Source organism: Streptomyces sp. NPDC027672 (assembly GCF_055566335.1).
In genome coordinates, this window is record NZ_JBVHSO010000004.1 from 122,319 (window position 1) to 140,631 (window position 18,313).

17 protein-coding genes are annotated in these 18,313 nt (G+C 72.6%); 4 read left to right on the plus strand and 13 right to left on the minus strand.

All coding sequences use genetic code 11. The features are described from left to right. Positions 1-7: 7 nt before the first annotated feature. From ACZ4SV_RS11785 to ACZ4SV_RS11810, 6 genes are all read right to left on the minus strand, one after another. The gene (locus tag ACZ4SV_RS11785; protein WP_468003545.1) at positions 8-937 is read right to left on the minus strand and encodes a phosphotransferase family protein; all 930 of its coding nucleotides are present in this window, start codon (positions 935-937) and stop codon (positions 8-10) included. Between the two features lie 53 nt (positions 938-990). Next, positions 991-2,118: a M24 family metallopeptidase gene (locus ACZ4SV_RS11790; RefSeq protein ID WP_397948005.1), complete on the minus strand. Its 1,128-nt coding sequence runs from the start codon at positions 2,116-2,118 to the stop codon at positions 991-993. A 544-nt stretch (positions 2,119-2,662) separates the two neighbouring features. Beyond that, positions 2,663-4,837 (minus strand): germacradienol/geosmin synthase Cyc2, encoded by a 2,175-nt coding sequence (gene cyc2 / locus ACZ4SV_RS11795; protein ID WP_468003548.1) that lies wholly within the window; start codon positions 4,835-4,837, stop codon positions 2,663-2,665. 284 nt (positions 4,838-5,121) lie between these two features. Then, a complete protein-coding gene (locus ACZ4SV_RS11800) occupies positions 5,122-6,312 on the minus strand; it encodes a damage-control phosphatase ARMT1 family protein (RefSeq protein ID WP_468003550.1) in 1,191 nt (396 codons plus the stop codon). 24 nt (positions 6,313-6,336) lie between these two features. Then, the gene (locus tag ACZ4SV_RS11805; RefSeq protein ID WP_365883776.1) at positions 6,337-6,984 is read right to left on the minus strand and encodes a ScbR family autoregulator-binding transcription factor; all 648 of its coding nucleotides are present in this window, start codon (positions 6,982-6,984) and stop codon (positions 6,337-6,339) included. 593 nt (positions 6,985-7,577) lie between these two features. After that, a complete protein-coding gene (locus tag ACZ4SV_RS11810; RefSeq protein ID WP_468003552.1) occupies positions 7,578-8,228 on the minus strand; it encodes a Tat pathway signal sequence domain protein in 651 nt (216 codons plus the stop codon). Between the two features lie 648 nt (positions 8,229-8,876). Between ACZ4SV_RS11810 and ACZ4SV_RS11815 the strand changes: the two genes are divergently transcribed. The 4 genes from ACZ4SV_RS11815 to ACZ4SV_RS11830 all read left to right on the plus strand — a co-directional run bounded on the left by ACZ4SV_RS11815 (position 8,877) and on the right by ACZ4SV_RS11830 (position 11,959). Then, positions 8,877-9,575 (plus strand): DUF6230 family protein, encoded by a 699-nt coding sequence (locus ACZ4SV_RS11815; RefSeq protein WP_468003554.1) that lies wholly within the window; start codon positions 8,877-8,879, stop codon positions 9,573-9,575. Between the two features lie 5 nt (positions 9,576-9,580). Continuing rightward, positions 9,581-10,042, plus strand: coding sequence for a DUF6114 domain-containing protein (locus ACZ4SV_RS11820; RefSeq protein WP_468003556.1), 462 nt, complete (start codon positions 9,581-9,583; stop codon positions 10,040-10,042). A 297-nt stretch (positions 10,043-10,339) separates the two neighbouring features. Continuing rightward, positions 10,340-11,338 carry a sporulation protein gene (locus ACZ4SV_RS11825; RefSeq protein WP_468003558.1) on the plus strand — a complete coding sequence of 333 codons (999 nt, stop codon included), beginning with the start codon at positions 10,340-10,342 and terminating at the stop codon, positions 11,336-11,338. A 165-nt stretch (positions 11,339-11,503) separates the two neighbouring features. Next, positions 11,504-11,959 (plus strand): tellurite resistance TerB family protein, encoded by a 456-nt coding sequence (locus ACZ4SV_RS11830; protein WP_365871183.1) that lies wholly within the window; start codon positions 11,504-11,506, stop codon positions 11,957-11,959. A gap of 110 nt (positions 11,960-12,069) precedes the next feature. Here the strand turns inward: ACZ4SV_RS11830 and ACZ4SV_RS11835 are convergent, their stop codons facing one another. The 7 genes from ACZ4SV_RS11835 to ACZ4SV_RS11865 all read right to left on the minus strand — a co-directional run bounded on the left by ACZ4SV_RS11835 (position 12,070) and on the right by ACZ4SV_RS11865 (position 18,283). Then, on the minus strand, positions 12,070-13,011 hold the full coding sequence (locus tag ACZ4SV_RS11835) for an ABC transporter substrate-binding protein (protein ID WP_365871181.1): 942 nt from the start codon (positions 13,009-13,011) through the stop codon (positions 12,070-12,072). Between the two features lie 155 nt (positions 13,012-13,166). Then, a complete protein-coding gene (locus ACZ4SV_RS11840; RefSeq protein WP_468003561.1) occupies positions 13,167-13,835 on the minus strand; it encodes an ABC transporter permease in 669 nt (222 codons plus the stop codon). Beyond that, positions 13,832-14,485 carry an ABC transporter permease gene (locus tag ACZ4SV_RS11845; protein WP_397948011.1) on the minus strand — a complete coding sequence of 218 codons (654 nt, stop codon included), beginning with the start codon at positions 14,483-14,485 and terminating at the stop codon, positions 13,832-13,834. The genes ACZ4SV_RS11840 and ACZ4SV_RS11845 overlap by 4 nt, the downstream gene beginning before the upstream one ends. Beyond that, positions 14,482-15,612, minus strand: coding sequence for an ABC transporter ATP-binding protein (locus ACZ4SV_RS11850; protein ID WP_365871172.1), 1,131 nt, complete (start codon positions 15,610-15,612; stop codon positions 14,482-14,484). Before ACZ4SV_RS11850 ends, ACZ4SV_RS11845 begins: the two co-directional genes overlap by 4 nt. A gap of 254 nt (positions 15,613-15,866) precedes the next feature. Further along, on the minus strand, positions 15,867-16,274 hold the full coding sequence (msrB, locus tag ACZ4SV_RS11855) for a peptide-methionine (R)-S-oxide reductase MsrB (RefSeq protein WP_468003564.1): 408 nt from the start codon (positions 16,272-16,274) through the stop codon (positions 15,867-15,869). Positions 16,275-16,295: 21 nt separating this feature from the next. Next, the gene (murC, locus tag ACZ4SV_RS11860) at positions 16,296-17,696 is read right to left on the minus strand and encodes a UDP-N-acetylmuramate--L-alanine ligase (RefSeq protein ID WP_468003566.1); all 1,401 of its coding nucleotides are present in this window, start codon (positions 17,694-17,696) and stop codon (positions 16,296-16,298) included. Between the two features lie 113 nt (positions 17,697-17,809). Further along, positions 17,810-18,283, minus strand: a complete 474-nt coding sequence (locus ACZ4SV_RS11865) for an indole-3-glycerol phosphate synthase (RefSeq protein ID WP_365871164.1) — start codon at positions 18,281-18,283, stop codon at positions 17,810-17,812. Positions 18,284-18,313: the final 30 nt, after the last annotated feature.

Here is an 18,313-nt window from a genome sequence, read left to right on the forward strand (position 1 = left end):
CGGCTCCCTACGGTTCCGGCTCGTCCGCCGGGAGGTCGGTGACCCGCTCCAGCAGGATCGGCTCCCAGGCGCGCCGCAGGCGGCTCCGCAGCAGCGCCGGGGAGCCGCCCGTGCGGCCGTCCAGGCGGCCGGTGAGGGCGATGACCGTGTCGCAGCGGGCGAGCCACAGGCCGCGCAGGCAGGGGCGGACGCCGTAGCCGGCGAGGGTGGCGGCGCGGACGGCCGCCGGGGAGCCGACGGCGACGGCGAGCCCGGCGATGTCCTCGGCCGGGTCGCCGAGGGCCGCCGCGGTCCAGTCCAGGACGCCCCGCACCCGGCCGTCGTCGCTGACCACCACGTGCGCTCCGGTCAGCCCGTGGTGGGTGAGGACGGCGGTGCCGGCCTGCGCGGCGAGCTGGGCCGCGCCGGGCGGGGTGAGCTGGTGCAGCCGGCCGGCGTCGAACTCGTCGGCGGCGGCGAGCCGGCCGGCCGCGTGCACGGCCATCCGGCGCAGCGCCTCCAGCGAGCGGGGCGCGGCGCGGGGCACGCCGAGGGCCTCGGCCTGGCGCACGGGCACCGCGCGCAGTCCGCCGAGCAGCCCGGCCAGGTCGGCCTCGCCGACGGCGGAGACGTCGTGCTCGTCGGCCGTGCCGCCGGGCACCCGGGTGTCCAGGGTGTAGGCCAGGCCGGGCGCCCAGTCGCCGTGGGCGACGCTGACCGGGAGAGCGACCGGCACGTGCGGGCGGACCAGCTCGCGCAGGCGCAGTTCCCGGCGGCGGCGGACGGACGCCTCCCGGTCGGGCGCGAGCCGCAGCACATGGCGGTCGCCGACCCACCAGATGTGTGCGCGGTCCTCCGCCACGGGCCGCACCTCGGGTCCCACGCCGCCGCTCTCCTTGAGCAGCGAACGGACCAGTCTGCGGACGGTGTCCACGGTGGGGGTCGGTGCCTGGGTCATGGGTGCGCGCGTCGCCGTTCCGGTGTCGTCGGGGAGGGGTCGCCCTGGCCGTCTCACTCCACTATGACCATCTCGCGGGTGGTGTTGTTCAGGCGGCGGCCGCCGTCCTCGGTGACCGTGACGATGTCCTCGATGCGCACCCCGAACCGGCCGGGCAGATAGACGCCGGGTTCCACGGAGAAGCACATGCCGGGCACGAGCGGCTGCTCCTCGCCCTCGATCAGGTACGGCGGCTCGTGCGTGGTGACGCCGATGCCGTGCCCGGTGCGGTGGATGAAGTGCGCGCCGTACCCGGCGTCGGTGATCACCGCGCGGGCGGCGCGGTCGATCTCCTGGCAGGGCACCCCGGGGCGCACCGCCCGGTATCCGGCCTCCTGTGCGGCGCGCACGACGTCGTGGACGCGGCGCTCCTCCTCGGTGGGCTCGCCGACGTGGACCGTGCGGGTGGTGTCGGAGCCGTAGCCGTCCTTCAGGCCGCCGAAGTCGAGGACGACCATGTCGCCGGGCCGGATGACCCGGTCGCCGACCTCGTGGTGCGGGTTGGCGCCGTTGGGCCCGGAGCCGACGATGGTGAAGTCGACCTGCTCGTGGCCGAAGCGGCGCAGCAGCCCGGCCAGGTCCCGGCCGACGTCGGACTCGCGGCGGCCGGCGAAGGGCACCTTCCGGATCTCCTCGAACGCCGCGTCCGCGGCCGCGCCGGCCGCCGCCAGCAGCTCCCGTTCGGCGGGGTCCTTCACCGCGCGCAGCATGGGCAGGGCGTCGGTGAGGGCGGCGTACGAGGTGCCGGGCAGGGTCCGCTGGAGGCCCAGCAGGTGCATCGCCCAGGTGTTGTCGCTGATGCCGAACCGGCCGTGGCCGTCGAGGAGGGCGGCGGTGACGGCGTAGGGGTCCTTGCCGTCGGTCCAGTCGCACAGGGTCAGCGCGGCGGCGCCGGGCGCCCGCTCGGCGTCCGGGGCCTCCAGGGTGGGCACGACGAGCACGGGGTCCCGGCCGGGGGCGAGGACCAGCACGGTGAGCCGTTCCGTGACCGCGGTGGGCGTGTAGCCGGTGAGCCAGGTCAGGTCCGGGCCCGGGGCCACGAGCAGCCCGGCGAGGCCGGCGCCGGCCGCGGAGCGCACGGCGCGCTCCATGCGGGCCCGGTAGTCGGCGACGGTGAAGGGCGCGGGCGTGATACCGGTCATCCGGACCTCCGGGCGCTGCCGGGGCAGCGGGTCGATGGCGTCTCGGGCAGCATCCTGCCCGCCCGGACGGGGCCACGCGAGCCGGTCGCCGGAACAGGTGTTCCTCGATCCGCTGCGAAGAGGTGCGGCACGCACTCATGATGATCCGTGGGACGGAGGGTCACCAGCGGGTTTCGCGTCGTGCAGGGGGGCCGTTGGTGCGTGGCCGTCCGGCGCCTCGGGCGGCGCCGGGTCACCGGCGCGCCCGCCTCCCCGCCGCCGGTGTCCCCGCGCCCGGGGCGGACGGCGGGGCGTGTGCCGCCTCCGGGCGGCGCGGGTCGCGGCGAGACACGAAAGGGTGAGTCTGCCCGGCGGGCCACGCCCCCGCGCCTGCTTGCCGCCGTACGCCCCGCGGAAGCGGCCCCCCGCGACCGGCCTCCCCGCGCCGGGGAAGGCGTCCCGGGGGCCGCGCCCGGCGGGTGCGGGCGGTGTCGCCGTCCGCGCGCCGCACGGACGGTGTCGCCGTCCGCGTGCCGTACCGGACCGGGGTCCGTAGTGCCCTGTGTCAGCCGAACGACGGGGCAAGGGGCAGTCGCGGCGCGGCGGGCGGGCTGCCGGGCAGGAAGCCGTGGGCGCGGCGGCCGAGCCACTCGGCCTTGTAGCGGTTCACCTCCCGGTGCCAGTTGAGGATTCCGGCGAGCCAGTTGCGCAGGTCCGCCACATAGCCGTCCAGCGCGGCGCGGGCTTCGGCCGACAGTCCCAGGTCGTCGTGGAGCACGGGCAGTTCGTGCGTGGTCACGTGCTCGAACTGCCGCATGCGCTGGGTCATCAGGTCGTGGACGACGCCGAGCGCGGCCGGATAGCCGACGCCGAAGAAGTTCTGCACGACCAGGATGGCGTTGTGGATCTCGCCCTCGTACTCGATCTCCTTCTGGTAGGAGAAGACGTCGTTGAGGAGGCAGGCGTAGTCGATGGCGGCGTTCTCCAGGGAGCGCACCGGGCCGCTGGCGTACACCTCGGCGGGGATCGCGGGGCCGTGGCCCATGCGGCACAGGCTCAGGGTGAGGTCCGAGCCGAAGGTGGCGCGCCGCATCTCCAGGTAGTCGACCGGGTCCGGGACGCGGTTCTGGAGCTGGTTGGACAGCTCCCACACCCAGCTCTCGGTCATCTTGTCCACGGCCGTCTTCAGGGTGCGCCGCTGGGCGGTGGTCATGGCGGCCGTGGTGCGCGCCCACAGGTCGGTCAGCGCGCGTTCCATGGCGTTGCCGGGGACCAGGGACGGTTCGCCCTCGACGGTCATGCACGCCGAGAGGCGGGCCGTGGTCAGCCGGGCGGCGGCGAGGTCCCGGCGGTGGCCGTACACCAGCGGGTAGTAGTCGTCGCCGTAGGTGCCCCAGGCGAGCCAGCAGGCGCTGAGGTCGAGGGCCTCCGGGGTGGCGTCCGGGTCCAGGCCGGCGGAGCACAGCGCGAGGTCGTAGGCGGCCAGCTTGTCCTCGTCCCAGACGCCCTCCTGGAGGATGCCCATGCGGTGGCACCAGCCCACGAGGTGGTGCCGGGCCGCGTCCAGGTGCGGGCTGAGCCGGAGTTCGAACGGCATGTACAGGTCGGGGATGCGGGACGGGCCGACCTTCTGGTACGGCACGTGGGAGTAGGCGCGCAGGCGGTCCCGCGCGGCGGCGGCGAGGAGGGCGCCGATGTCGGCGGCGGAGGTGCCGGGGCCGCCGGGCGTCTGCCAGGGCGCGGCGGGCCGCGCGCCCTGGTTCATGTACCGGCTGGAGCGCAGGTGCCACTCGTGGCCGCCGGACTGCCAGTCCTGGAGTCCCTTGGTGTAGGCGGCGACCGCGGCGATCTCGCCGGGCGTGAGGCCCTTCTCCAGGGCGAGGGCGGGGACTTCGGTGAGCGCGGTGTGTTCGAACTGGTACAGCCGGGAGGTGAGGACGTCGTTGACGGTGTCGGCGGCCTCCTGCGTGGTGCAGTCGAAGAACGTCTCCAGGACGAGCACGCCGTTGCTGTTCTCGCCCTCGTCCTCGACCTCGCGCTGGTAGGAGAACAGGTCGTTGCGCAGGTGGACAGCGTCGGAGAACGTCTCCATGAGCACGCGCAGCGGCCGGGTGCCGGCGACGGCGGCGGGCACCTCGGCGGTCGCGTACTCCACGAGCCCGGCCGACCAGGGCGCGCCGCCCACCTTGCGGCGCATCTCGATGTACTCGACGGGGTTGGCGATCCGCCCCTCGTTGATGTTGGACAGCTCCCACATCGACTCGTTGAGCAGGTGCTCGGTGGAGACGGCGAAACGGCGGCGCCAGTGGTCGGACATCGCCGGCACCGTCCGCGCCCACAGGTCCTTCAGGCCCGCCTCCACCGGGTTCTCCGGCTCGGGCACGGGCGTGTCGGAGTCGAGCGGCATGAACAGCGGCAGGCGGTCCAGGTGCGCCTTGCCGGCGGCGCGGTCCTGGGTGCGCTTGAACATGTCGAGGAAGTGGTCGTCGAAGAAGAACACCCACACGTACCAGTCGGTGATGAGCGAGAGGGCGGTCGCGTCGCAGTCGGGATGGGTGTAGGCGCACAGGAGCCCGTAGTCGTGCGCTTCCAGGTCGGCCTGGTCCCAGATCCCGGAGCCCTCCAGCATGCCCATGTCGCGTGCCCACCGGGTGGAGTGGGTCCGGGCCTCGTCCAGGTGCGGGTTGAGCCGCGCGGGATACGGCATGTAGAAGCGCGGGAGTTCGAACGGCTGCGTCATGGCCGGGCCCTACCCGTGGTCCGGAACCCGCATCCGTCCGGCGGCACATGATCACACCATCGCGTGAACCGCCCGGGAAAGCGGGAACTCCGCCGGGGCGGTGTGGCGTTGGTGCCCTTGCCGGGTCCGCGCGCAGGCCACGGAGGGCGCATGGCCTGCTTCGTGCCGCCCCGCGAGGTGCGCGGCGACGGCGCCCGCGAGGTATCCGCCGTGGACGGCCGGTCCGCCCGCGCGCCCGGACCCGCCCGCGAGGGGCGGCACGGCGGCGCCCGGGGCGCGTCAGGTCACTGCCGCGGGCCGGCCTGGATCAGCGCGTGTGTGCCGCTCGTCCGCCAGCGCTGCCCCTCGGCCGCGACCAGCGCGGCCTCGGTCGCGGCGGACAGACCGGTGATCACCTCGGACTTCAGGGTGCGCAGCGCGACGACCGGGCCGGGGAAGTAGGCGGTGGTCTCCTGGAAGGACGTGGTGGGCGGCCAACGCCGGTCGCCCACCAGGCGACGGTAGTTGAGGTCGCCCTTGACGACGGTCACGGTGGCCGCGGCGAACTCCGCGCGCAGGTCGTCCGGCATCTCGGCGTACGGCAGCGGGGCGCAGGAGAAGGGATGGGCGCGGACGGTGAGCCGGCCGTCGGCCATGGCCGACCAGAGCACGCGCGCATGGCCGGCGGCCGGGCCGGGGGCCGCGCGCAGCCGGCGCAGGGCGTCGGCCACATCGGCGGTGGTGGCGTCGGAGACGTAGTACGGGTACGGCTTGACGTGCAGCACCGCCCGCGCCGCACGGCCCTCGGCCAGGAGGTGGGCGATCAGCAGGAGGTCGGGGACCAGTTCGCGGCCGGCGTTGTCGGCGACGAGCACGAGGGTGCCGCTTCCGCCGGGCGGCAGCAGCGACCACAGGGTCTCGCTGTCGTCGGCGACCAGCGCGGGAGCCGGTTCCCCCGCGTCCACGCCCGCGCTCGCGGCGGAGAGCCGGAAGCCGAGGTCGGCGCGGTTGCCCCAGAGCGAGCCGTGCAGCAGGGCGCGGGCCCGCTCGGGCTCCGGCAGGCCGGTGAGGTCCTCCAGGGCGGCCAGTTCCTCTGTGGTCTCCGGGGCGTCGAGTTCGGCGCGCTTGGCGGGACGGAAGGGGTCGACGCCCTGCCAGGCGCCCGGACCGAAGTAGCCGACGGCGTCGAGCAGCCGGCGGTAGAAGTAGCTCTCCGACCACAGCCAGGGCACGTCGTACCAGGACCGCCCGGTGTGCTCGGGCAGGCCCCACTCCCGCCACCGGTCCCGGTCCGGGGCCGTGTCGGCGAGCGGCTCGACCGTGCCCTCGGCGCAGCCGTGGAGCAGTGCGTCCAGCGCCCGGTGCTGTGCGGGGCCGTACGGGAGGTCGTCGCGCACCTGCCGGATGATCGCGGGGTGCCGCTCGGCCAGCACGCTGTGCGGGAAGGAGCCGGGTTCGTTGCCGAGGATCACGGGCGCGGACACGGTGTCGGGCATGCCCGTCACCGTACCGCTCCGGCGTCAGCAGGCACGGACCTCCCGTTCGAGCTGCGTGGCGAGGGTGACGTAGCGGGGGCGGCGGTGCACCGGGACCAGACCGCGGATCACCAGGTGCCACATCTCGGTGACCCGGCGCGGCAGCCGTCCGACCGGTTCCAGCGAACGGCCCGCGACCCGGGTGCCGATGAAGAAGCAGACGAGGGAGTGGGCGACGATCCCGACGTCCAGGTCCCCGTGCACATCGGCTTCCCGGACGGCTCCGCTGAACTTGCGGGTGGCGAACTCCAGCCACTCGGTGAACGGATGCCGCAGCGGCGGCCGTACGGTGATGTCCGCGGTCGCGAGGCGCAGCCCGGCACGCGGCACCGGGTCCTCCACGGCGAGCCGGGCGATCCCGAACGTGGTGCGCATCAGGGTCTCCAGCGACGAGCCGCCACGGCTCTCGACGTCGGCCACGAGCTGTCGCGCCGCTTTGGACTGGAGTTCCAGGATGGCGTGGGCCAGGTCCTCCTTGGCGGCGAAGTGGAAGTACAGAGCGCCCTTGGTGACCTTCGCGTGTGCGACGATATCGCTCAGGCTGGTGGATTCGTAGCCATGCCGGTCGAACAGGTCGGCGGCGGCCGTGATGATCGTTGCGCGGGTCTGTTCAGCGCGTAACTGCCTCGCCATCCCCGGACCCCTCCTCGCACCTCAAAAGAACGGGACATGCGGTTTGTTTCCAACCCCCCGCATACGATAACTCACCGCAGGCGTATGGGGATCCAGTGGCCCGCATCCGCCGGAACGACACGCGTCAGCGGCACACCCGGAAAGCGGCCGGCGCCGCGACAACCCGGGAAACAGGCGGGAACACCCCGATTCCTCCCCCGGTCGACGGCCACGGACCGCGGGCCCGGGGCAGCGGGTGCCGCATCCTTGATCGTCACGATACGAGGCGGACGCCCGGTCTTCAACGGGTCGTCGGAACAGACCCGAAACAGCAGAGCCGGTCGGTGTTCCCACGCCTCCGCAATTGCACGCGCCCGTCCGGGCGGACGGGGCGGCGGACGCACGGACCGCGGGAACAGCGACGCGCCGGACACGTGACGCTGGTGTCCGGCGCGTGGAGGTTCTGGAGCACGAAAGGCGCGACGACGGGCCGCGCGGGGCGGCCCGTCGGGTTGCGGTGCCGCCGACGGGCGACGCCGCCGCGGTGCCGGTGGGCACCGGGGGGCGCCGCCCGCCTGTCGCGGCGGTGACGCTGAACAGATGGTGCCGGGTGGTCAGTTCACGTAGACCCGGACGCCCGCGTCGGTGACGGGCGCGTACTTGGCCGTGAAGTAGCCGTTGGCGAAGCACAGCGACGAACCGGAGACCTTGGTGAACTGCTGGTTGGTGAAGGTGATGCTGCTGTCGGCGTTGTCGGCCTTGCCGGTCAGGCTGGGCGCCTGGTACACGCAGGTCACGGTGCCGAGCAGGGTACGCAGTTGGACCGTGGCCTGGATGACGGACCCGCTCGGGGGCGTGACGGTGAGGGTGCCGGCCGAGGTGACCGTCGCCGCGTAGGGCAGGTTGTTGATGGTGATGCCGTTGACGCCGACGACACCGGTGACGTTGCTGGTGCAGGTGCTGCTGTCGAAGGTGTGCCCGGTGACGGACTCGGTGGCCGTGCCGGGTGCGGTGGGGTTGCCGGTGACCTTGGCCGTGAACTGGGAGGCGGTGCACTTGACGCCGCTGGTGCCGGTCGCGCTGGAGTAGAACGTGGCGGGCGTGCCGGTGGCCAGCGGCGCGGTGAGGGTGTCACCGACGGCGACCGCGGTGCCGCCGGCGCTGCCGGTGGTGAGGACGGTGCCGGCCGCGGAGGCCGGGGTGGCCCAGGCGAGACCGAGGGCGGTGACGGTGCCGGCCAGGGCGAGGAATGAGCGCTTGCGCATGCGGGTGCCTCTCTTCCGAGGTGGGGGACGGACGAGGTGACGTGGGGGGTGGCGGTTCGGTGCGGGCATGCCGCCGGCACGGGGCCGTAGCGCCTTCTCCTTACGCGGCGGATCCGCGACGGCGGCACACCGGGCACCGGCCGGAGGTCTCGGGGGACGGCCTCCGGGCGGGCCGGACAAGGGGGCGGCGGGGCACGGGGAGAGCGAAGAAGAAGAGGAGCGATCCGTGCCGGAGCCGCGCTGCGCGATGGAGCGGTTGCCGTACCAGGGCCGGGAACACGGCTGGTGTGCGCCGCGGGACGCGGCCGGTGAGCGCCGCGGGACGCGACGGACGCGCTGCCGGATCCGGCGCCACGGATCCGTGGAAACAGGGGAAGTTGTAGACCTGATCGCCCGTCAGCGTCAAGGCCGTTAACGGGAGTTGTCGCACACGGGTGTGGCCGGTGCGCGGCCCACACCGTTTTCCCACATCTCCCTTGACCCTTCAAAGTAACCGGCGGTAACTTCCTCGAAGGCTACTGCCGCGTAACGTTGAAGCCCTTGCACCCGCCGGGGGTCGCGAGGAGCGTGCGCGGCATCCGCTGTCCGCGCCAGGACACCGCGCCACTGAAGCCCAACCCGCATTCATCTATGCACATGGGAGCAGCCATGGCCTCGTCCCCGGACATCCCGTCCGCCGGCAACACCCCCGAGAACCCGGGAAGCGACACCCCGCCCGAAGCCCCGCACACCGCCGGCACCAATGCCGGCGGCGCCAGACGAGGGCGGGTCAGGGCCCGCCGCGCCGCGGTGATGGCCGTACCCGCCACCCTGGTCGCGGCCGGCCTGGCGGTCCTCACCGCGCAAGGCGCGCTGGGTGTGCAGTTCGCCATCTCCGGCATGCCGTTCACGGTCACCGCGACGGAACTGAACGGCACCGGCTTCGAGCAGTTCGGCGCGCTCGACAACATGGCGGAGGGCAGTCCGAACGCCGGGGACAGCGGCGGACAGGTGCTCGTCGTCACCTCCGCCATGAAGAACGCCACCCTCACCAAGCTGTGTCAGAGCGTCGACCTCGGCGGCACCAACCTGCTGATCACCGCGGGCAGCGGGGCGCAGAAGGTCAGCGCGACCGATCTGACCACCGACTCCACCGAGCTGTCGGGCGACGCGGCGTTCGACAACATCGAGCTCGGCAACGACGCCAGCACCCTGACCAAGGCACGCGTGAAGGGCCCGATCGGCGTCTTCAGCCAGCAGGCCGACACGGTGCGGATCGCCCATCTGCGCCAGGTCAACTACGCGACGACGGCAGGTGTGTTCAAGCTGCCCGGACTCAAGCTGCGCTTCAGCGACTCGGGTTGCTGACGGCCGTGCCCGACCGTCCGCGTCCGGGACTCTCCTTCCGCGACTGGCGGGCCCGCCGGCCGTTCTGGGGCGGGCTGCTGCTCGCCCTCGGCGGCGGCGAGGTCCTGCTCACCGAGAAGGCCTCGCTGAAGGTCGTGCTGCACATCGGCATGCAGGGCCTGGCCGGCTATCTGCTGCCGGCCCTCATGGTGCTGCTGGGCCTGCTCATCCTCTTCAACCCGGCCCAGCGGCTGTTCTACTCCCTCACCGGCATCCTGCTCTCCCTGGGCACCTGGCTCACCTCCAACCTGGGCGGCTTCTTCATCGGCCTGCTCCTCGGAGCCGTCGGCAGTTGCCTCACCTTCGGCTGGCTCCCGGACCAGGAACCCCGCGCGAGCCGCCGGGAACGCCGCGCGCGCCGCCGGCGGGCCCAGGCGTCGGCGGCGGGGACGGTGGCGCCGGACGGGACGGAGAGGTCCACGGCCTGAGAGAACCGGCTCCGGAGGGGGCGCCGCGCCGAGACGCGGCGCCCCCTCCGGCACACGGCCCGCCGGCACACGGCCCTTCGGCACGCGCTCCTGCGGTCCTGCGGCCCTGCGGGCAACGCTGACGGCTCATCACTTACGGCTCGGCTCACGGCTCACGGCCGGTGCCGTCAAGTCGGTGAGTACGGGTCCTTCGATCAGGTGACTTGGGAACTTCTGCGCCGGCGTCGCGAGTTCATCGGGCAGCCGGACGGGTACGGAGCACCGTCCGGATGAAGCGATGAGCGAAGGAGCGACGGCATGGTGTTCAAGAGGCTGCTGGGTGCGATCGGGGTCGGCGGCCCCTCCGTGGACACCGTGCTGGACGGCGGCGCGGCCCTGCCCGGCGGCGCCCTGACGGGCCGGGTGCTGCTGCGGGGCGGCGGATCGGCCGTGGAGATCGAGCACATCGGCCTGGAGCTGATCGCCCGGGTGGAGGCGGAGCACGCGGAGGGCGAGAGCCAGGGTGCGGTCGCCTTCGAGCGGTTCACCGTCGGCGGCGGCTTCCGGCTCGGCGAGCAGGAGGAGCGCGAGCTGCCGTTCAGCGTGCCGCTGCCCTGGGAGACCCCGGTGACGGAGCTGTACGGCCAGCCGCTCGGCATCGTGCTGGGCGTGCGCACGGAGGTCGGGGTGGCCGGCGCCCGGGACAAGGGCGACCTGGACCCGCTGGCCGTCCGCCCGCTGCCGGTGCAGGAGGCCGTGCTGGAGGCGTTCGGCGGCCTGGGCTTCGGTTTCCGCTCGGCGGACCTGGAATACGGCCGCATCGGCGGCACGGGCCAGCAGTTGCCGTTCTACCAGGAGATCGAGCTGACCCCGGCCCCGCAGTACGCGCACGCGCTGAACGAGCTGGAGCTGACCTTCCTCTCCTCCCCCGGCGGCGTCGAGGTCGTCCTGGAGGCGGACAAGCGCGGCGGACCGTTCTCCGCGGGGCACGACGCGCTCACCCGTTTCGTGGTGCGCCATGAGGACGCGCGGGCCCTGGACTGGCAGACCGAGGTGGACGGCTGGATCCGCCGGATGACCGAGCACCGCGAGGTGTACGGCAGCCATGCGGCGTACGGCCACCCCGGCGCGCCCGGGATCGGACACCACTCCGCCGCGCACCACTCGGGCCCGGGTCTGGGCACGGCCGTGGCCGCGGGTGTGGCGGGCCTCGCCGTGGGCGTGGTGGGCGGCATGGTGGCCGCCGAGGCCGTCGATGAGATCGGGGACTTCTTCGAGGGAGAAGAAGACGAGGGAGATGAGGGGGACGAGGGGTAGCGGGACGACGACGCCTGACCGCTCGGCCGTCGGGCGCCCGCCGGCCGCGGCGGGACCCGGGCCGGTGCTCCGGAACTTTCCGGTCACCCTGCTAGTTTCTACAGTGTTGTAGAAGATTTGACCGGACGCCGTGCGGGCGTCCGGCGGCCGATACGAGGAGTGGGCATGGCCCTGTGGGACCGCATCAAGGACTCGGCGTCACAGATGCAGACGCAGTTGACGGCGAAGAAGAACGACCTGAAGAGCGGCGCGTTCCGCGATGCGAGCATGGCGATGTGCGCGCTGGTGGCCGCCGCCGACGGCACGGTGGATCCCTCGGAGCGGCAGCGGGTCGCCCAGCTCATCGCCTCGAACGAGGTGTTGCAGAACTTCCCGGCGGACGACCTCCGGCGCCGTTTCGACGACAACCTGAACAAGCTGACGGCCGACTTCGCCTTCGGCAAGGTGAGCGTGCTCCAGGAGGTCGCCAAGGCGAAGAAGAAGCCGGCGGAGGCGCGGGCGGTGATCCAGATCGGCATCGTCATCGGCGGCGCGGACGGCCACTTCGACAAGGACGAACAGGCCGTGGTGCGCGAGGCGTGCTACGCGCTGGATCTGCCGCCGCACGAGTTCGACCTCTGAGCGGTGCGACGGGCCCGCGGCCGGGTTCGTCGGCCGGACGCGGGTGGTCCCGGTGACCCGGGGCACCCGCGGTCCGGCCACGGGCAGGAGAGGCGGTGGGCGGTGGGGCGTCAGACGAGTCCGGCGGACTTCAGCCAGGCCTTGGCGACGTCCAGCGGGTCCTTGTCCTGCGCCTGCACCTCGGTGTCCAGCTTCAGCAGGGTCTCGGTGTCCAGCTTGGCGGAGACCGCGTCGAGCGCGTCGGCGCCCTTCTGCGACAGGGCGCCCTTGTGGACGAGCGGCTGGACGTTCTGGAAACCGAAGAGGTTCTTCGGGTCCTGGAGGACGACGAACTTCTCCTTGGTGATGTTCGGGTCCGTGGTGAAGATGTCCGCGACCTGCACGGCGTCCTTCTTCAGCGCCGTCCGCGTCAGCGGGCCGCCCGTGTCCAGCGCCTTGAAGGACTTGAACTCCAGGCCGTAGACGGACTTCAGGCCCACCAGTCCCTGCTGCCGGGCCTGGAACTCCGGCGAGCCGCCGATGACGAGGTCCTTGGCGACGGGCTTCAGGTCGGCGATGGTCGACTCGCCGGTGAGGTGGTACTTCGCCGCGGTGGCCGCGTTGACCGTGACGGAGTCCTTGGACTGCGCCGACGCCGGGTCCAGCAGGGTCAGCTTGGAGTCCAGCCCGGCGTTGATGGCCTTGGTGGTCTCCTCCAGCGTCTTCGGGGTGGCCTTCTTGTCCAGGTAGGCCAGCAGCGCGCCGTTGTACTCGGGCATCACCGAGACGGAGCCGTTCTTGATCATCCCGTAGGTGGTCTCGCGGCTGCCGATGTTCAGCTTGTAGGTGACCTTGACGCCCTTGGCCTTGAGCGCCTCGCCGTAGATGTCGGCGAGCAGGGTGCTCTCGGGGAAGTTGTTGGCTCCGACGACCACGCTGTCGCCGCTCGCCTCGTCGCCCGAGAGGGGGTTGTCGTCCTTGGAGGAACAGCCCGCCAGCAGAGCCGTCGCCGCCGCGAGGGCGACCACCGCCGCGCCCCTGCTCCTTCGGATGGATCCGCTGATCTGGGTCATATAAGTCACCCATCGATCCAAGCCAGCCGGTTCTCGGTCAGTCAAGTCCCATAGATCACCAATCGGTGTCGATCTGCGGTCACTTACGCGCACCGGCCTCGCGGACCCCGCAGCGGGCGGTGGCCGTCAGCGGGCCGCGCACCGGGCGGTGGCCGTCAGCGGGCCCGGCGTACGCCCGGTGACACCGTGAACCGGGCCGCGGCCCAGAACACGGCCAGGGTGACGAGGGCCAGACCGGCGACCAGGGTGGCGCCGCCGACGACCTTCTCGTAGTCCCTCTGGTAGAGGCCGTCGATGATGTAGCGGCCGAGTCCGCCGAGACTGACGTAGGCGGCGATCGTGGCGGTGGAGACGATCTGGATGGCCGCCGTGCGCAGACCGCCGAGGATCAGCGGCAGCGCGACCGGCACCTCCACCTGGAACAGCACCCGCGTCTCGGGCATCCCCATGCCTCGCGCGGCGTCCACCGGGGAGGGGTCGACGGAGCGGATCGCTTCGTAGGTGGTGACCAGGATGGGCGGTACGGCGAGCACGACCAGCGGGATCATCACCGGCAGCAGGCCGATGCCGATCCACATGAACATCAGCACCAGCAGGCCGAAGCTGGGCAGGGCCCGGCCGGCGGTGGCGAGGAGGGCGAGGGCGTTGCCGCCACGGCCTGTGTGGCCGGTGAGCAGGCCGACGGGCAGCCCGATCGCGGCGGCGATCAGCAGGGCCTCCAGGGAGTACCCGGCGTGCTCGGCGAACCGGGTGGGGATGCCGTCGTAGCCGTGCCAGTGGGCGCCGTCGCCGAAGAAGGCGCGCGCGAAGTCCAGGATGTTCACCGGCGGACCCCCTTCCTCGGCATCCACGGCGTGAGGAGGAGCCGGAGGGCGACCAGCGCGGCGTCGGCGAGCATGCCCAGCACCCCGATGGTCAGGACCGCGTTGACGGCCAGGGCGGGCCGGTCGTAGGTCTGGGCGGCGTACAGCATGTTGCCGAGGGCGCCCTGGTTGCCGATGAGCATGCCCACGCTGACCAGGGAGATGCTGGACACGGTCGCCACCCGCAGGCCGGCGATGATGGCGGGTACGGCGATGGGCAACTGGACCTGGAAGTACCGGCGTACGGCGCCGAAGCCCATGGCCTGGGCGGCGGCCAGGGTCTCCGGCGGCACCGAGCGGACGCCGTCCACGATCGCCGGGACCAGCACCACCAGGCTGTAGAGCGCGAGCGGGACCATCACCGTGGTCTCGCTCTGCCCGAAGTAGTCGATGAGGACGACGAAGAAGGCGAGCGAGGGGATGGCGTAGAGCACCGTGGTGATGCCGAGGACGGGCGGGTAGATCCAGCGGAACCGCACGCACAGCTGGGCCGCGGGCAGCGCGATCAGCAGTCCGGCCAGCACCGGCAGCAGGGCCTCGCGCAGATGCAGCGCGACGAGCCCGGACCAACTGTGCTGGAGGTCGCTCGGGAGGTTGAAGAAGCCGCTCATCGCCCGGCCTTCACGTCGGCCTGTTCCGCGACCCGGCTGTGGGCCTCGCGGATCGCCTCGCCGATGACCTGCTGGGAGACCACGCCGACGGCGCGTCCCTCGCCGTCCACCGCGACGGCCCACCCGGTCGGCGAGAGGACGGCGCCGTCGAGCGCGGTGCGCAGCGAGTCGGTGCCGGGCACGAACGGCCGCCCGAAGTCCAGCAGCCGGTCCCGGTCGACGGCGCCGGCGGTGAGCCGGTCCGGTTCGCTCCAGCCGAGCGGCCTGCCGTCGGCGTCGGTGACGAGGAGGTAGGGAGCCGTGGCCCGGGCGGCGATCCGGTCGGCGCCGGCGTCGGCCGCGACGATGGGCGCGGTCTGCAACTCCAGGCCGGCGGACGGGAAGAAGGAGAGCCGGCGGATGCCCCGGTCGGCGCCGAGGAAGTCCTCCACGAAGGAGTCGGCGGGTGCGCTGAGCAGTTCGGCGGGCGGCGCGAACTGGGCGAGCCGGCCGCCGGTGCGCAGTACGGCGACCTTGGTGCCCAGCTTGATCGCCTCGTCGATGTCGTGCGTGACGAAGACGATCGTCTTGCCCAGTTCGTCCTGGATGCGCAGGAGTTCGTCCTGCAGTCCCTTGCGGACGACGGGGTCGACGGCGGAGAACGGCTCGTCCATCAGCAGCACGGGCGGGTCGGCGGCGAGCGCGCGGGCCACGCCGACGCGCTGCTGCTGGCCGCCGGAGAGCTGGTACGGGTACCGCTTGGCGAGCGCGGTGTCGAGTCCCACCCGTTCCATCAGCTCCGCGGCCCGGGCCCGCGCCTTCTGCCTGGTCCAGCCGAGCAGGCGGGGCACGGTGGCGATGTTGTCGAGGATGGTGCGGTGCTGGAAGAGACCGGCGTTCTGGATGACGTAGCCCATGGACCGGCGCAGCGTGTTGACCGGCTGCTTGCGGATGTCCTGACCGTCGAGGAGGATGGCGCCCTCGGTGGGCTCCACCATCCGGTTGATCATCCGCAGGGTGGTCGTCTTGCCGCAGCCGGACGGTCCGACCAGGACGGTGATCGCGCGGTCGGGTATCTCCAGCGACAGCCGGTCGACCGCGACCGTGCCGTCCGGGTACCGCTTCGTGACTGCCTCTATCCGTATCAAAACGCCGCGTACCCTCCGGGTCCGACCGTGCCTGGGCTGGTGGAGGGAGAGTCTAGACGGCGAGTGTTGCGGCACTTCGACGCGCGGGTGCGCGACACCCTCCCTCCACACCACCACGCCACCACGCCCGCACGGACGGCCGGCCGCCGGCACCCGGTGACGGGCCGGGCGCCGCTCCCCCGGTCCTACGGCGCACCGGCCCCGGAGCGCTCCGGTGCGCGCGGGCGTGGCCGGGCCGGGTTCGGGGCGGAGGCTCAGCTCTCCCGGGGTTCCAGGCGCAGGGAGACCGAGTTGATGCAGTACCGCTGGTCGGTGGGGGTCGGGTAGCCCTCGCCGGCGAAGACGTGGCCCAGGTGGGAGCCGCAGCGGGCGCACCGGACCTCGGTGCGGACCATGCCGTGGGAGCGGTCCTCGATCAGTTCCACGGCGTCGGAGTCCTTCGGGTCGAAGAAGGACGGCCAGCCGCAGTGCGACTCGAACTTGGTGTCGGACGTGAACAGTTCCGCGCCGCAGGCACGGCAGGAGTAGACGCCCTTGGTCTTGGTGTCCGTGTACTCACCGGTGAAGGCCGGTTCGGTGGCGGCCTGGCGCAGTACGGCGTACTCGGCGGGGGTCAGCTCCGCGCGCCACTGCTCGTCCGGCTTCTCGACGTCGTACGACATCAGCTCTCAGCCCCTTCGCTGCTACTGCTGCTCCTGCGCAAGGCGGTCCAGGATCAGCGGGCCCAGGTCGGTCACATCGCCCGCGCCCATGGTGAGAACGAGATCACCGGGCTTCGCCATTCCCGCGATCACGGCCGGGATCTCCGCCTTGTCGTGCACGGCGGTCGCGCCGGCGCCGGCCGCGCGCGCGGCATCCAAGATCAGCTCGCTGGTCACACCGGGGATCGGGTCCTCGCGGGCCGGGTAGATGTCGAGGACGACGGAGGCGTCGGCGAGGGCCAGCGCCTGTCCCATCTCCTTGCCCAGCTCCTGGGTGCGGGAGAAGAGGTGCGGCTGGAAGACGACGAGGATACGGCCGTCACCGGCGGCGGCGCGCATGGCCTCCAGATCGGCCGTCATCTCGGTCGGGTGGTGGGCGTAGGAGTCGATCACCTGGACGCCGGCCGCCTCGCCCTTGAGCTGGAGGCGCCGCTTGACGCCGGTGTAGGCGGCGAGCGCGGGCGCCAGTTCGGCGGCCGGGATGCCGAGGGCGGCGCCGGCGGTGAGCGCGGCGACGGCGTTGAGCGCGTAGTGCCGGCCGGGGACGGAGACCGTGAAGGTCAGCTCCTGTCCGTCCAGCACCACGGTGACCCGGCTCTTCAGGCCCTGCGGGACGATCGACAGCACGCGCGCGTCGGCGTCCTCGGCCTCGCCGTAGGTCACCACCCGCACCGCGCCCGCGCGCACCCGCCGGGTCAGCTCCCGGGCACCCTCGTGGTCGGCGGAGACGACCAGCGTGCCGCCCTCGGTGATCTTGCCCACGAACGTCTCGAAGGACTCGTAGATCTCGTCGATGGAGGCGTAGTTGGCGTGGTGGTCCAGCTCGACGTTGAGGACGATGGCGACCTCGGGCGCGTACTTGTGGAAGCTGCGGTCGGACTCGTCCGCCTCTGCGACGAAGAGGTCGCCCGCGCCGTGCAGCGCGTTGGAGCCGGGCTCGTCCAGGTCGCCGCCGATGGCGTACGACGGCTTCAGGCCCAGCTCGGCCAGGGAGACCGCCAGCATGGAGGTGGTGGTGGTCTTGCCGTGGGTGCCGGCCACGGCGACCGGGCGCAGCCCGTCCATCAGCGCGGCGAGCGCGTCGGAGCGGTGCACCACCGGGATGCCCAGCTCGGCGGCGCGGGCCAGCTCGGGGTTGTCCTCGCGGATCGCCGACGACACGACGACACAACTGGCGTCGTCGGCGAGGTGCGCGGCGGCGTGCCCGATGTGCACGGTGACGCCGAGCGCCCGCAGCGCCCCGGCGGTCGCCGACTCCTTGGCGTCGCTGCCGGCCACCTCGGCCCCGCGCTGGGCCAGGATCTTGGCGATTCCCGACATTCCGGCGCCGCCGATGCCGATGAAGTGCGGTCGGTCCATGGCGGTAGGAAGGCCGGGTGCCATGCGTTTCTCCCCAGAGACGGTACGAGCCAGAGCATGCCTAGCCTATGCGCTGGAGGCCGGACCGCCGTGCAGCGAGGGGGCCGGCCCCGCCGCGGGGGCGCGGGGGCGCCGCATCACGCCTTGCTGTGCGAGAACAGCTTCAGCACCGGCACGCCCACCTTGTGCCGCGCCCGGGAGGCCCAGTCCCGGTGGAAGAACTCTTCCACGTAGTGCGGATCGGTCAGCACGATCACCTCGTCGGCGCCCACCTCGGCCACGAGCCCCTTGAGCGCGTCCAGCGGATGCTCCTCCACCAGCCGCCCCTCCGCCCCGCTCCCGGCCGCGCGCAGCGCCTGGAGCGACACGTCGAGGGCCTGCCGCCCCACGCTGAGCGCCTCGTGCCCCTCGGGCGTCCCGCCCTCCCGCACCGCCTCGTCGAGTTCGCCGAGCGCGATGTCGTCGATGGCCCGCAGCAGCCGGTCCGCCTGGTCGCCGCGCGGCTGGAGCAGTACGTGGAAGGAGACGGGCTCGTCTCCGTGCAAGGTGGTGACGAACTCCACGTCGGCGGACGTCAGGGCCTTCTCGATCATCAGAACGCTTGTGAACACCAGGCGCCTCTTCTTCCTAGAGGGGCCCGC

Excerpts from the sequence above, each read along its gene's own strand:
- ACZ4SV_RS11830 (WP_365871183.1), top strand. The coding sequence starts at position 11,504 with ATGGCCCTGTGGGACCGCATCAAGGACTCGGCGTCACAGATGCAGACG.
- ACZ4SV_RS11800 (WP_468003550.1), bottom strand. The coding sequence starts at position 6,312 with ATGCCCGACACCGTGTCCGCGCCCGTGATCCTCGGCAACGAACCCGGC.
- ACZ4SV_RS11785 (WP_468003545.1), bottom strand. The coding sequence starts at position 937 with ATGACCCAGGCACCGACCCCCACCGTGGACACCGTCCGCAGACTGGTC.
- ACZ4SV_RS11790 (WP_397948005.1), bottom strand. The coding sequence starts at position 2,118 with ATGACCGGTATCACGCCCGCGCCCTTCACCGTCGCCGACTACCGGGCC.
- msrB (WP_468003564.1), bottom strand. The coding sequence starts at position 16,274 with ATGTCGTACGACGTCGAGAAGCCGGACGAGCAGTGGCGCGCGGAGCTG.
- cyc2 (WP_468003548.1), bottom strand. The coding sequence starts at position 4,837 with ATGACGCAGCCGTTCGAACTCCCGCGCTTCTACATGCCGTATCCCGCG.
- ACZ4SV_RS11845 (WP_397948011.1), bottom strand. The coding sequence starts at position 14,485 with ATGAGCGGCTTCTTCAACCTCCCGAGCGACCTCCAGCACAGTTGGTCC.
- murC (WP_468003566.1), bottom strand. The coding sequence starts at position 17,696 with ATGGCACCCGGCCTTCCTACCGCCATGGACCGACCGCACTTCATCGGC.
- ACZ4SV_RS11825 (WP_468003558.1), top strand. The coding sequence starts at position 10,340 with ATGGTGTTCAAGAGGCTGCTGGGTGCGATCGGGGTCGGCGGCCCCTCC.
- ACZ4SV_RS11810 (WP_468003552.1), bottom strand. The coding sequence starts at position 8,228 with ATGCGCAAGCGCTCATTCCTCGCCCTGGCCGGCACCGTCACCGCCCTC.
- ACZ4SV_RS11815 (WP_468003554.1), top strand. The coding sequence starts at position 8,877 with ATGGCCTCGTCCCCGGACATCCCGTCCGCCGGCAACACCCCCGAGAAC.
- ACZ4SV_RS11835 (WP_365871181.1), bottom strand. The coding sequence starts at position 13,011 with ATGACCCAGATCAGCGGATCCATCCGAAGGAGCAGGGGCGCGGCGGTG.
- ACZ4SV_RS11805 (WP_365883776.1), bottom strand. The coding sequence starts at position 6,984 with ATGGCGAGGCAGTTACGCGCTGAACAGACCCGCGCAACGATCATCACG.